Source organism: Oribacterium sp. (genome assembly GCF_057249185.1).
In genome coordinates this window covers 4,310-16,422 of sequence record NZ_DBHIGR010000029.1, presented here as the reverse complement: position 1 = coordinate 16,422, position 12,113 = coordinate 4,310, and the positions used below count along the sequence as shown (strand labels likewise).

14 protein-coding genes are annotated in these 12,113 nt (G+C 44.4%); all 14 read left to right on the top strand.

Features of this window, described 5'->3' with window-relative positions; translation table 11 throughout:
* The first annotated feature begins 132 nt into the window (after nucleotides 1-132).
* Nucleotides 133-759, top strand: coding sequence for an ATP-dependent Clp endopeptidase proteolytic subunit ClpP (clpP, locus tag ACO4PX_RS03060; protein ID WP_007155941.1), 627 nt, complete (start codon nucleotides 133-135; stop codon nucleotides 757-759).
* Nucleotides 760-783: 24 nt separating this feature from the next.
* Nucleotides 784-2,100, top strand: coding sequence for an ATP-dependent Clp protease ATP-binding subunit ClpX (gene clpX, locus ACO4PX_RS03055; RefSeq protein WP_485571362.1), 1,317 nt, complete (start codon nucleotides 784-786; stop codon nucleotides 2,098-2,100).
* Nucleotide 2,101: 1 nt separating this feature from the next.
* Entirely contained in the window at nucleotides 2,102-2,701 is a 600-nt protein-coding gene (gene yihA, locus ACO4PX_RS03050; protein WP_304069643.1) for a ribosome biogenesis GTP-binding protein YihA/YsxC, read from the top strand.
* A 198-nt stretch (nucleotides 2,702-2,899) separates the two neighbouring features.
* Nucleotides 2,900-3,421, top strand: coding sequence for a translation initiation factor IF-3 (infC, locus tag ACO4PX_RS03045; RefSeq protein ID WP_040648481.1), 522 nt, complete (start codon nucleotides 2,900-2,902; stop codon nucleotides 3,419-3,421).
* A 17-nt stretch (nucleotides 3,422-3,438) separates the two neighbouring features.
* Nucleotides 3,439-3,642 (top strand): 50S ribosomal protein L35, encoded by a 204-nt coding sequence (rpmI, locus tag ACO4PX_RS03040; RefSeq protein WP_007155945.1) that lies wholly within the window; start codon nucleotides 3,439-3,441, stop codon nucleotides 3,640-3,642.
* Between the two features lie 28 nt (nucleotides 3,643-3,670).
* A complete protein-coding gene (gene rplT / locus ACO4PX_RS03035) occupies nucleotides 3,671-4,024 on the top strand; it encodes a 50S ribosomal protein L20 (RefSeq protein ID WP_007155946.1) in 354 nt (117 codons plus the stop codon).
* Nucleotides 4,025-4,355: 331 nt separating this feature from the next.
* Nucleotides 4,356-5,480 carry a sulfurtransferase gene (locus ACO4PX_RS03030; protein ID WP_485571360.1) on the top strand — a complete coding sequence of 375 codons (1,125 nt, stop codon included), beginning with the start codon at nucleotides 4,356-4,358 and terminating at the stop codon, nucleotides 5,478-5,480.
* A complete protein-coding gene (locus tag ACO4PX_RS03025) occupies nucleotides 5,480-5,962 on the top strand; it encodes a hypothetical protein (protein ID WP_485571358.1) in 483 nt (160 codons plus the stop codon). The genes ACO4PX_RS03030 and ACO4PX_RS03025 overlap by 1 nt, the downstream gene beginning before the upstream one ends.
* Entirely contained in the window at nucleotides 5,944-6,624 is a 681-nt protein-coding gene (locus ACO4PX_RS03020) for a TVP38/TMEM64 family protein (RefSeq protein WP_314344903.1), read from the top strand. The genes ACO4PX_RS03025 and ACO4PX_RS03020 overlap by 19 nt, the downstream gene beginning before the upstream one ends.
* A gap of 121 nt (nucleotides 6,625-6,745) precedes the next feature.
* Entirely contained in the window at nucleotides 6,746-7,735 is a 990-nt protein-coding gene (locus ACO4PX_RS03015; RefSeq protein ID WP_485571356.1) for a (Fe-S)-binding protein, read from the top strand.
* A gap of 11 nt (nucleotides 7,736-7,746) precedes the next feature.
* Nucleotides 7,747-9,318, top strand: a complete 1,572-nt coding sequence (locus ACO4PX_RS03010) for a TIGR04283 family arsenosugar biosynthesis glycosyltransferase (RefSeq protein ID WP_485571355.1) — start codon at nucleotides 7,747-7,749, stop codon at nucleotides 9,316-9,318.
* Nucleotides 9,281-10,333: an aminoglycoside phosphotransferase family protein gene (locus ACO4PX_RS03005; RefSeq protein WP_485571354.1), complete on the top strand. Its 1,053-nt coding sequence runs from the start codon at nucleotides 9,281-9,283 to the stop codon at nucleotides 10,331-10,333. Before ACO4PX_RS03010 ends, ACO4PX_RS03005 begins: the two co-directional genes overlap by 38 nt.
* A 265-nt stretch (nucleotides 10,334-10,598) precedes the next feature.
* On the top strand, nucleotides 10,599-11,399 hold the full coding sequence (locus ACO4PX_RS03000) for a rhodanese-like domain-containing protein (RefSeq protein ID WP_485571352.1): 801 nt from the start codon (nucleotides 10,599-10,601) through the stop codon (nucleotides 11,397-11,399).
* A partial coding sequence (locus ACO4PX_RS02995) for a TVP38/TMEM64 family protein (RefSeq protein ID WP_485571350.1) occupies nucleotides 11,399-12,113 on the top strand: 715 nt, incomplete at its 3' end. The genes ACO4PX_RS03000 and ACO4PX_RS02995, both read left to right, overlap by 1 nt.

The window sequence follows — 12,113 nt, the reverse complement described above, 5'->3', positions numbered from 1 at the left end:
CCGTACGTACAGTGCTGTGAGAGGACGGCGGTTAGTCGCCGCCTCCTACTCGATTCTTAAACCATGGGTTTATAGGGGAAAGGATTGCCCTATGGTATTCTATAGAAGAACCCATAATAGAGGAGGTATACCATGAAGAATTTTTCATATCCACAAAATATAACCACCATTCCATACGTTATCCAGTCTACCAGTAGGGGAGAGCGTTCCTATGATATTTTTTCCAGACTCTTAAACGAAAGAATCGTTTTTCTGGGAGACGAGGTAAACAGTGATACCGCATCCCTGGTTATTGCCCAGCTACTTTTCTTGGAGTCTGAGGATCCGGATAAGGACATTTCCCTTTATATCAATTCTCCAGGAGGCTCAGTAACCGCAGGTATGGGAATTTATGACACCATGCAGTACATTAAGTGTGACGTTTCCACCATCTGTGTAGGTATGGCGGCATCCATGGGAGCCTTCTTACTGGCAGGAGGTGCCAAGGGGAAGAGAATGATTCTGCCCAATGCGGAGGTTATGATTCATCAGCCCTCAGGCGGTGCCCAGGGACAGGCTACAGAGATTCAGATTACGGCGGAATGGATTCTCCGTACCAAGAAGAATTTAGCCAAGATTTTGGCGGAAAACTGTAATCAGCCCTTTGAGAAGGTGATGGCTGACACGGAGAGAGATTACTGGATGTCTGCGGAGCAGGCTCTGGAATACGGTCTGGTTGACCACATTTTCCAGAAAAGAACAGATTTAGAAAAGAAATAAATAATAAGGAAAGCAGGAAGAAATATGCCTATGAAACCGGATGATAAAGTAAGATGTTCCTTTTGCGGAAAATCAGCAAAGCAGGTTCGGAAAATGATTGCCGGCTTGAACAACACCTATATCTGTGATGAGTGTGTGGAGCTTTGTCAGGAGATTTTCGATGAAGAAATGGGCGGAGAGAATGCAGGAAGCGAGGTTTCCGATATCCATTTACTGAAGCCGAAGGAGATTAAAGATTTCCTGGATGAATATGTCATCGGACAGGACGAAGCAAAGAAGGTGCTTTCCGTTGCGGTATATAATCATTACAAGAGAATCACTTCCAAGGTAAGAGATATAGATGTGCAGAAATCCAACATTTTGATGATTGGACCTACCGGAACAGGAAAGACCTACCTGGCCCAGACTCTGGCTAAGATTTTGGGCGTACCCTTTGCCATTGCGGATGCTACAGCCCTCACTGAGGCCGGCTATGTGGGAGAGGACGTGGAGAATATCCTTCTTAAGCTGATTCAGGCGGCGGACTATGACATTTCCAAGGCGGAGATCGGTATTATCTATATTGATGAGATTGATAAGATTACCAAGAAGTCGGAAAATGTTTCCATCACCAGAGACGTTTCCGGAGAGGGAGTACAGCAGGCGCTTCTGAAGATTTTGGAAGGAACCGTTGCCTCCGTTCCCCCTCAGGGTGGAAGAAAGCATCCTCAGCAGGAGCTGATTCAGATTGATACCACCAATATTCTCTTTATCTGCGGTGGAGCCTTTGACGGCCTGGAACACATCATTGAGAAGAGAATTGCTTCCGGCTCTATCGGATTCGGAGCGGAAATCGTAGAGAAGAATAAAGATAACTATGATGATGTTCTGAAGCAGGTACAGCCTGAGGACTTAACCAAGTTCGGTCTTATTCCCGAGTTTATCGGTAGAGTACCGGTGGATGTGGAATTAAGCAGCCATGATGTGGACAGCTTAAAGCGTATCCTGACCACACCGAAGAATGCTTTGGTAAAGCAGTATCAGAAGCTCTTTGAGATGGATGGTGTAGGTCTTTCCTTCACGGATGATGCGGTAACCGCCATTGCGGAGAAGGCGGTACAGAGAAAGACCGGAGCCAGAGGACTTCGTTCCATTATGGAAGGGATGATGACGGAAATCATGTATGAGATTCCTTCCGATGAGGACATTGCCGAGGTGGAGATCACCAAGGATGTGGTGGAGAATCAGGCCAAGCCCAGAGCGGAAAGAAATCCCGAGAAGAGACAGGAACGCTGGCTGGAATTTCAGCAGAATAAAGAAGACAATGTAAAAGAGAGAAAACGGGTTAAGAAAAGAGGATAATATGGTCATTCGTTCTGTGGACCTTCCCTACGTTTGCGGTGTAAAGTCTACGCTGCCAAAGACGGGAAAGCCGGAATTTGTTTTAGCAGGCCGTTCCAATGTGGGAAAGTCCTCCTTTATCAATACCTTATTGCAAAGAAAGTCCTTTGCCAGAACCTCCTCCACACCGGGAAAGACCAGAACCATCAATTTCTATTCTGTCAATGACAGCTTTTATCTGGTGGACCTTCCCGGCTACGGTTATGCGGCCACAGGCCCTGTGGAGCAGGAAAAATGGGATCGCATGATTCGGCGCTATCTGGAGCAGGGAGAGGATATCGAAGAAGTAGTGTTGCTTCTGGACTGTAGAAGAATTCCCAGCGAGAAGGATTTACAGATGTTCCAATGGATCTGCTCTGCAACAGGCTATGAGCCCATTGTGATTATCACCAAGATGGATAAGTTGAAGCGTTCTCAGCAACAGCAGGCGGTAAAGGACATTCGGAAAGCCCTGTCCGCCAGTCCGGAATGTGTGATGATTCCCTTCTCCGCCACATCCAAAGCGGGAAGAGAAGAATGTTTGGATTTAATTGAGAAGATTTTGTTGACAAAGGAAGACTAGAGTGTTAAGATTTTCTAGTCTTATGACAGGAAAGTAGGTATCCACCTCACCTTGGCAGCTCACTGACCCGGGTTAATATTGATTATTACCTTTGTGTATTTTCAATGGTGGATTGGCTTACAATCCACCATATTTTTATTTTTAGCAAGTATCGCCGGAGGAGTGAGGGATACGCTGGATTTGTGCAGAGAGGAGCTTATGGCCATTAAAAAAAATGCGGAACTGGAAATTAACGAGCAGATTCGGGACAAAGAAGTAAGAGTCATCGGAGCGGAAGGAGAGCAGCTGGGGGTTATGTCCATTCAGGATGCTCAACAAAAGGCAAGAGAAGCGGAGTTGGATCTGATTAAGATTGCGGCGACTGCTCAGCCACCTGTAGTTCGTATTGCGGATTACGGAAAATATCGTTATGAACTGTTGCGTAAAGAAAAAGAAGCCAGAAAGAACCAGCACACAACAGAGCTGAAAGAAATTCGTATGACACCGAACATTGATACCAATGATTTGAATACGAAGCTTTCCGCAGCGAGAAAGTTCTTGGAGAAGGGAAACAAGGTCAAGATTGCCTTACGTTTCAGAGGAAGAGAAATGTCTCGTATGAATCAGTCCAAGTATATTCTGGACGAGTTCGGAGAGAAGCTTTCCGACATTGCCGTACTGGATAAGGCGGCAAAGGTTGAAGGTAGAAATATGGCAGTGGTTTTAAGCCCGAAAAAGTAAATTCACAGGAGGCAAATATGGCAAAGTTAAAGCTAAAAACGAAGAGAGCAGCAGCAAAGCGTTTCAAGCTCACAGGTACAGGAAAGTTAGTTAGAAACAAGGCAAACAAATCTCACATCCTTACCAAGAAGACCACAAAGAGAAAGAGAACTCTGAGAAAAGACACTGTGGTTGACCACACTAACGAGAAGGTAATGAAGAAGATTCTTCCTTATCTGTAATAGGCTAAGGGATTGATAGGAGGATAAGATGAGAATTAAAGGCGGAGTAAACGCAAAGAAGAAACACAATCGAGTTTTAAAGTTAGCGAAGGGATATAGAGGCGCCAGATCCAAGCAGTACAGAGTAGCTAAGCAGAGCGTTATGCGTGCTCTTACCGAGTCCTACAAGGGACGTAAGGAGAGAAAGAGACAGTTCAGACAGCTCTGGATTGCCAGAATCAATGCAGCTGCAAGATTAAACGGTCTTTCTTACTCCAAGCTGATGTTCGGATTAAAGTCCGCAGGCATCGACATGAACAGAAAGATGTTATCCGAAGTAGCTATTGCAGATCCGGATGGATTCAAGGCACTTTGCGATGCAGCTAAGGCTAAGTTAGCTTAATAATATCGGCTTATCGCCGATGAAATAGATACCGTTTCCACTTGGGAAGTAGCCCCTGTGGGAGCGGTATTTTTTGTCTTATAGAACAAAGCATGGACTTTTAGAGCAAAAGAATTTGAGGAAAACTGTGCTATTTTATTCAAGCCAATAGAGCATTACGAAAGTCGATATATTCTTGCTAAAGTGCATATATTATTAAAGTGTATATATAATTAAAGCCGATAAATCACTTTTATTTATAAGATATTAAAATACTCATCTTCTTGTACTTCTTTACAAAAATGCTATACTGCAATAGTTGTAATCATCTTGACTTGAAGGAGTAGAACAAATGAAAAAGAATCTTATGAAATTGGTACTTTGCGGTTCTATGTTGTCCGTATTGGCAGCTTGCGGAAACAAAGCGGCGGACACTAAGGCAAGCACAGCACAGGAGAGTGTAAAGGAAAGCGAGAAGCAGAGCGAGAAAACTACTGAGGCTGCTTCCGAGAAGGCGGAGGAGAAGAAGGAAGAGGCGAAGGATTTAGCGGATGTAAAGACCGAAACCGTCTATGTTGGTCCTGAGTACGTGAAGGAACTGATGGATTCCGGTGAGGATGTAGTGGTTTTGGAAGCAGCCTGGGGAAAGGTAGAGCAGGACGAGGCCTATAACAAGGCCCATATTCCCGGAGCCTTCCATGTCAATACCGATGATATCGAAGAAGAGGAAACCTGGAATTTCCGTACTCCGGAAGAAATCGGAAAGCTCTTAAAGTCCTACGGCATCACCAAGGATACCAAGGTGGTAACTTACGGAAACAGCCCTGAAAATGCAGCGGATGATCGTTTGGCAACTGTTCTTCTTTGGGCAGGTGTAGAGGATGTAAAGAACTTAAGCGGCGGAATCGATGCCTGGACCAAGGCTGGATATGAGACAGAAACTAAGGTAAACCAGCCTGTAGCTACCGATAAGGACTTCGGGGTAAAGATTCCCGCTCATCCGGAATATATTTTAAGCATCGATGAAGTGAAGGAAAAGCAGAAGGATGATCCCAAGTTCAAGCTGGTAAGTATTCGTTCCAAGGATGAGTTCTTAGGAAAGACCTCCGGCTATTCCTATATTGACCGTGCAGGAGAGCCCTTAGGCGCAGTTTGGGGGCACGATACGGATGACGGTTCCTACAACAATCCGGACGGCAGCATTGTTTCCTTGGAGAAGCTGGAGTCTTATTTAGGAGAAAGCGGTGTTTCCTTAGAGAAAAATGATGTAGCCTTCTACTGCGGAACCGGTTGGAGAGCATCCGTTCCCTTCCTCATTGCCCATGAAAATGGTTATAAGAATGCTTACCTCTATGACGGCGGTTGGTATGTATGGCAGATGGATGGTGAGAACAAGGTTCAGCTGGGCGAGCCGGGAAGCAGCGACTATAAGGAAGTTTTGGTAAAAGACTTAAGCACAGATAAGGCAAAGAAATAATGAAAAAAATATTGCTTCAGGGAATTACGGTTTTATCCGGCCTCCTCAGTATCTTATCCCTTGTGGGACTGTATATTATCCATTACTTTACAGAGCATAAGATGGGCATGGCAAGGCACATGGTATATTTACGAAGCAAATGGAGGGGACCTCAAATCGGTCCCCTTTTCTTGCACCAATGGAAAGTGCTGTTGGGAATGATGGTGCTTAGCCTTTTGTTCCTCATATTTACAAAGAAAGCATTTGGCGGAAAGGGAAAAATGGAAGGCTTTCCCAGGCTTTCCCCTAAGCTTCCCCACAAGCTCTTATGCCTCTATGGCCTTGGCTCCTTCCTCTTTTCCTATGCCTATTTCTTTATTGCCATGACTATGAAAATGCGGGAATATGAGCTAAGTATATTGCTTCTACTTTTACAAAATGCTATGGTCGTTTTATGCTATGGAGCATTTCTGGGGAGGACACTATGGCTAAGAAAAAATTAGCGGCCTTTTTGATTTTTCTTATCCTCCTTTTTGTCCTTCTTTGGAAGGTGCCGGTAAAGGATATTTTTCAGGGAGAGCTGCTTCGGTATTTACAAAGTTTGGTGGAGGAGAACTTCCTCCTTGCGGCCTTGGTCTATGTATTGCTCTGTGCCCTGGCGGGAGCCTTTTTGGCCCTCCCCGGTATCAGCTATGCCCTTTTGGCAGGTATGGTTTTCCATGCCTTCTGGGGCACCGTACTTTGTACTCTGGCTGCCAGCATTTCCGCAGGAATCTCCTTTCTTATGGGACGGTATTTCTTGCAGGACAGCATTAAGCCTAAGCTTATGCAAAATCCCTATATTGCCAAGTATTTCATGGGAAAGGAAAAGAAGAATCTTCTCCTGCTTTTATTTATCACAAGAACCATTCCGGTCTTTCCCTTTAATTTACAAAACTATGCCTACGGGATTACAGACATTTCCTTTTCCCTCTACTTTGTGTGCAGCTTTCTCTTTATGATTCCGGGAACAGCTATGTATACCATTGCCTTCGCCGGACTACAGGAAAAGAAAAATCCCTGGATTTATTTTTTGACTGCAGGAGTTATATTCTGTCTTTTGATGGGAATGCTGTATTTTTTCAAAAAAAGAGAAAAGGCCATGGAGATGAAAGAGAAAACTTAGGAAATTCAGGACTTTCCCAAGCGTTCTCGGAAGCTTTGACAATGATTGAGAATACTGTTTAAGAATAAATGAGAAACTAAGTTTGAGAATAATTTAAGTAGAGTAAAGTTCAGGGGAGTATATGACAGAAAAGAAAAAACGGGAGATTCATAAGCGGGTGGAGGAGTGTATTCACTGTAATGCCTGCAAAAGAAAATGTAAGTTTTTAACAAAGTATGATATTTGTATCGGCGATACGGAGAAGCTTAGAGAACTGGCTTATCATTGCTATCTTTGCGGAGAATGTACCAGAGTCTGCCCTAAGGGCATTGACGGAAGGGAAATTATTCTTGATTTCCGAAAGGAGCAGGTAAAGGAAGGAAAATATGGCTTAAAGCAAAGAGGTTACAGCGGAATTTTGCTGGAGAAGAAAAATTATCTCTTTAAAAACCATAGGAAGGCAAAAGGCGCTAAGACCGTATTTTTTCCGGGCTGTAATTTTCCGGCCTATTATCCAAGGACCTTGGAGAAGCTTCTTTCCATCTTTGCAAATGCAGGGATTCCCCCCTTCTATGATTGCTGCGGAAAGCCTGTGCTGGAGCTGGGATTGGAAGCGGAGGCCAATGCCATTTTCCGGAGATTGAACAAACGCTTTCAAGAATACGGTATCGAAGAGATTGTGCTGGCATGTCCAAACTGCTACTATCATTTCGGCAATCAACTGAATGTAAAAATCACCACGGTTTACGAGAAGCTGAAGGAACTGGGTGTGGGAAAGAAGGTGGAGGGAGCATATAGCTGCTTCTATCCCTGTCCGGATCGGGAGGATAAAGTTTGGATGGAGGGGCTGTCTTACTTTATCAGTGGAGAAATTTCCGAAAAGAAGAACCTGCAATGCTGCGGCATGGGAGGCTGTGCCTTTGTGCAGGAGGCTGAGCTTTCCAAGGAAATGGCAAAAAGCACTCAGGGAGGGGATAAGCCGTTAATCAGTTATTGCTCCACCTGTATCGGACAGTTTAGCAAGGAAGGAAATCAGGAGGCGGAGCATTTTCTGCCCTTGATTTTGGAGACAGGAGAAAAGGCGGATTACAGCCATTCCTTCTGGAATCGCTTTAAGCATAAGTTTTATTAAGAGGAGGGGAAATGGAAGCTGCCCATGGTCTGTTTCATCGAAAAAAGCTCTGTAAGCTTACGAGGCAAAGTGAAAAGTTAAGACATAATGAAAAGACAAGAGAAAGCAAAATCGAAAAAGAAAAGGACAAAGATCGACAAAGTTTGATTCTCTTTACCAGACTTCCCATCTTAGGAAAAACCAAAACCAGGCTGGTTCCTCATATCGGAGAGGAAGGAGCTCTGCAAATCCATTGGGCAATTCTGAAGGATTTTTCCGCACTGTGGAAGAAGCTGGAAAGAAAGGAAAAGAGGCTTTCCCTTCTAGTGTTTTATGATCTGCCCAAGGGTATTGCAAAGGAGCAGTGGGAAACAGCCTTAAATTGTCTGAAAACGCTTTTTCCCAAGGTAAGCTTTCAAAGACAGGAGGGAAGGGATATTTTTGATAAGATGGAAAATGCCTTTCGCTACAGCTTTTCCAAGGGCAGTCAGTTTTCTTATCTGGTGGGAGCGGATATTCCCTTTATGGAGGAAGCGCATTTTCATCGAGTATTCGCTCTGGGAAGAAAGGGAAGGCAGGTCTTAGGAGCCAGTCTTGATGAAGGCTATTACGGCATTGGCTTACAAAGAAGGATAGAGCCGGAGTTGCTTCATGCCTGTTTTTCTTATCAGGCGGTGCAGGAAAACAGAACTATACTGGCTGCTTCTTCCCTTCGGAACAGCCGGTCTATGCCTAAGGGTAAAGCGAGAAGACCTATCCCAAAAGAAAGTCCTTTTTCCTATACCCGGAAAATCTTAGAAAAGTCCAAAATCCCCCTTAGCCTTTTGGAAAAGAAGAGAGATGTGGACGAGGGACAAGACCTTAATGCATACAGAAGCATGCTTCCTTATGATAAGGCCCTGCGGAAATCCGCTTTCGGAGAGGCATTGGCAGAAAATGCGAAAATCTCCGTCATTATCCCCTGCTACAAGGAGGGAAGACTGGTTCGGAGGATGGAAAAACAGCTTTGCCCTTATAAAAAGGAGTTGGAAATACTCTTTGTAGACGGAGGAGAAAATCATTTTTCCGGAGAGTATCGGGTAATTCCGAGTAAAAAGGGAAGGGCAATACAGATGAATCTTGGAGCGGAGGAAAGCTCCGGAGATATTCTTTTCTTCCTGCACTGTGACTCCATCCTTCCCAAGGGCTTTATGAAAGAAATCCGGGAGGGAATGAAGCATTCTTTAGCAGGCTGTCTTGGCATTCGTTTTAAAAATCCTTCTCCCTTAATGGGCATTTGCAGCTTTATCAGTAATCACAGGGTGCTGGATAGAAAAGTCATGTTTGGGGATCAGGGCATCTTTGTGGACAGGGACTGCTTCTTCTCCGTGGGAGAATTTCCCAATCTTCCCTTAATGGAGGACTATCAGTTTTCCCTGAATTTAAAGAAGCAGGGAATTATTCCTTATTTGGCTAAAAAGCGTATTATTACCAGCGACAGACGCTTTCAGGGCAATTTTATTCATAAGCTATCTTTGATGTGGAAAATGAACCGGCTTCGGGGCAGGTATCGTAAAGGAGAAGACATTGAACAGTTGGCAAAGGAATACAGAGACATTCGCTAAGGAACCGGCGCTTTTACAATGTATTGCAGAACCTGCCTATCGGGAGGCTTTGGGATTAGGCAGGGAAATACGGGAGGAATATCATTTTCTGGCCAGGGGAGAGTATAACGAAAACTTTGTATTTACCCACCCGGATACCGGAAAAAAATACGTGCTTCGGGTGAATCATGGCTCACAAATGCAGTTGGAACGACAGATTTCTTATGAAGCCAACGCTTTAAGTCTTTTGGAAAAGTCCGGCAGAACACCTAAGCTTTATTACTGCCGGGAAAAGTCGGGGGAGCCGGGAATTCTTGTGATGGACTTTCTGGAGGGAGTAGCCCTTGATTATGCCAAGGACTTAAAGATTGGAGCGGAAATTCTGGCGGATATCCATGGTCTTCCGTACAATAGAGAAGAGGACATAGGGAAAGATAAGTTGTATTTTGCTAAAGATTCTCTTCTGGAGATGCTTACCGAGTCTGCAAGACTGCAAAGGGTGTATGAACTAAGCCCCTTTATGGAGGATTCCGTATATTCCCGCCTTCATGCTCTTTGGAAGAAGGGGGTGGAGGAAAAGGAACGGGGAGAAAAGCTTTTAAGGCAGGAGGAGTTTTGCATTATCAATACGGAACTAAACTCCGGAAACTTCCTGATTAACGGGGAAGGAAAGAAGAATTATCTGGTGGATTGGGAAAAGCCCCTTTACGGACATTTTGCCCAGGATTTAGGACATTTTCTTAGTCCTACCACCACTTTTTGGAAGACGGACTACATCCTTTCGGAAAAGGAAATCAAGGGCTTCTTAGAGCATTATCAAAGCTGTAGAGGCATTGCACTTCCGGCTTTACAGGAGCAAACCGCCCTCTTTATTCTGTATAACTGCATCCGGGGGCTTTCCTGGTGCGCCATGGCCTATACGGAATACAAGAAGGGGAGAGATTTGCAAAATGAAGATACCTTCCGGAAAATCAAGGCTTACTTACAGGATCCCTTCCTGACGGAGGTGGAGGAATGCTGCAAGAAGCTGTTTTAGATTTAATTTCGGGTCTTACGATATAGCATTATAAAATAACTAAGGCTACGCTATCAGAAATTACAATATAAATTTCTGTATATTTATGATAAAATGGCTAAGAAAATCCCCGAGCGGCATTCCATTTTCACTATTTTTTTATAAAACATACGGAAACAAAATGGATTTAGCTAAGAAGAGTATTTTATTTTTTTGTGCAAAAATAAGAAATGGAAGGACAGTATCGGGAAGCACAGAAGTTTACACATTTTGAGGAGGCAAAGTAATGAAAAAGAACTTATTTGGATTAGGTGTGGTGTTATTTGCCCTTTCTCTTTCCGCTTGCGGACAGGGAAGCAAGACAGAGACTGCTGCAAAGCAGGAAACTACCGTAGCAGGCAGTGAAGCGGCAGGAGAAAGTAAGGCTGCCGGGGAAACAACAGCTGCTACAGCGGAGAAGGCTGAAGTCAAGGAGATGAAGGGGGATGCCCTTGCGAAAATCGTTGCGGATAAGGACGAGAAGGAAAAGTACCTGGTTATCGATGTTCGTAATGCGGAAGACTATGCAAAGGGACATATCAAATTTGCTCTAAACATGCCTTTAGATACTTTCAAGGATGAAGTATCCAAGATTGAAGATTGGAAGGATAAGGACGTTGTACTGTACTGCAATTCCGGAAAGATGTCCGGAGAGGCTGCGGATATTCTGGTAAATGACGGCTTTACCAAGGTTTATAACGCAGAGGGCGTAAAGAAGCATTCCTATGAATTAACCACCTTTGGAAATATCAGAGGTGCTGAGCTGATGGAGAAGGCAAAGGATGCTTTGGTGGTGGATGCAAGAGAAGCCAAGGATTTCGCAAAGGAGCATTTTGCTACCGCTGTGAATGTCAATGCGGATGATCCCAAGACTATTGATGCTATCCTTCCGGATGATAAGAACACCTTAATCATTACCCATTGTTATTCCGGAAACCGTTCCGCAAAGGCTGCGGAGTATATCGCAAGCAAGGGCTATACCAATGTTTGGAACTGCTTGGACGGAACCAAGGAAATCACCTATGATTTTTCTAAGGGAGATAAGTAATGGAGAAAAAATCCTTTCTGAAAGAAAGAATTTTAATCATAGCGTTTGGAGTTGTTCTTATAGGGGCTTATTTTCTCTATAGCCCGTTTAGAAGCTTTATGCAGGAAGTCTTCCGTGTTTTTGCCACGGGAGACTTCCAAAAGCTAAAGGAATTTGTGGCCTCCTACGGAGCCTATGCAGCGGTCATTTCCTTCCTTTTGATGGTATTACAGTCCATCATTGCGCCGCTACCCGCCTTTTTAATTACCTTTGCAAATGCCGCTCTTTTCGGCTTTTGGAAGGGGGCTTTACTTTCCTGGTCCAGCGCCATGGCGGGAGCAGCCTTAAGCTTCTTTATCGCAAGAGCCTTCGGAAGAGAGTTCGTGGAGAAGCTTAGCTCCAAGGGTGCCTTAAACCAGATAGATGCCTTTTTTAAACGGCACGGTAAGCAAAGTATCCTGATTGCAAGACTGCTGCCCTTTGTCTCCTTTGATATTGTGAGCTATGCGGCAGGACTTAGCGGAATGTCCTTCTGGGGCTTTTTTATTGCAACAGGTCTTGGACAGACGCCGGCAACCCTGGTTTACTCCTATGTGGGAGGCTTTTTAACCGGAGGAGCAAAATGGCTGGTAACGGGACTTTTGATTTTGTTTGCCCTTGGCTTTATGATTGCCCTTGGAAAACAGCTTTACGAGGAGCGCTCTAAGAAGAAAGATCAGGCCGATGGAGAGACTG

What these genes read in the sequence shown, in the direction of transcription:
- clpP (WP_007155941.1), top strand. Translation starts at nt 133, where the DNA reads ATGAAGAATTTTTCATATCCACAAAATATAACCACCATTCCATACGTT.
- clpX (WP_485571362.1), top strand. Translation starts at nt 784, where the DNA reads ATGCCTATGAAACCGGATGATAAAGTAAGATGTTCCTTTTGCGGAAAA.
- yihA (WP_304069643.1), top strand. Translation starts at nt 2,102, where the DNA reads ATGGTCATTCGTTCTGTGGACCTTCCCTACGTTTGCGGTGTAAAGTCT.
- infC (WP_040648481.1), top strand. Translation starts at nt 2,900, where the DNA reads ATGGCCATTAAAAAAAATGCGGAACTGGAAATTAACGAGCAGATTCGG.
- rpmI (WP_007155945.1), top strand. Translation starts at nt 3,439, where the DNA reads ATGGCAAAGTTAAAGCTAAAAACGAAGAGAGCAGCAGCAAAGCGTTTC.
- rplT (WP_007155946.1), top strand. Translation starts at nt 3,671, where the DNA reads ATGAGAATTAAAGGCGGAGTAAACGCAAAGAAGAAACACAATCGAGTT.
- ACO4PX_RS03030 (WP_485571360.1), top strand. Translation starts at nt 4,356, where the DNA reads ATGAAAAAGAATCTTATGAAATTGGTACTTTGCGGTTCTATGTTGTCC.
- ACO4PX_RS03025 (WP_485571358.1), top strand. Translation starts at nt 5,480, where the DNA reads ATGAAAAAAATATTGCTTCAGGGAATTACGGTTTTATCCGGCCTCCTC.
- ACO4PX_RS03020 (WP_314344903.1), top strand. Translation starts at nt 5,944, where the DNA reads ATGGCTAAGAAAAAATTAGCGGCCTTTTTGATTTTTCTTATCCTCCTT.
- ACO4PX_RS03015 (WP_485571356.1), top strand. Translation starts at nt 6,746, where the DNA reads ATGACAGAAAAGAAAAAACGGGAGATTCATAAGCGGGTGGAGGAGTGT.
- ACO4PX_RS03010 (WP_485571355.1), top strand. Translation starts at nt 7,747, where the DNA reads ATGGAAGCTGCCCATGGTCTGTTTCATCGAAAAAAGCTCTGTAAGCTT.
- ACO4PX_RS03000 (WP_485571352.1), top strand. Translation starts at nt 10,599, where the DNA reads ATGAAAAAGAACTTATTTGGATTAGGTGTGGTGTTATTTGCCCTTTCT.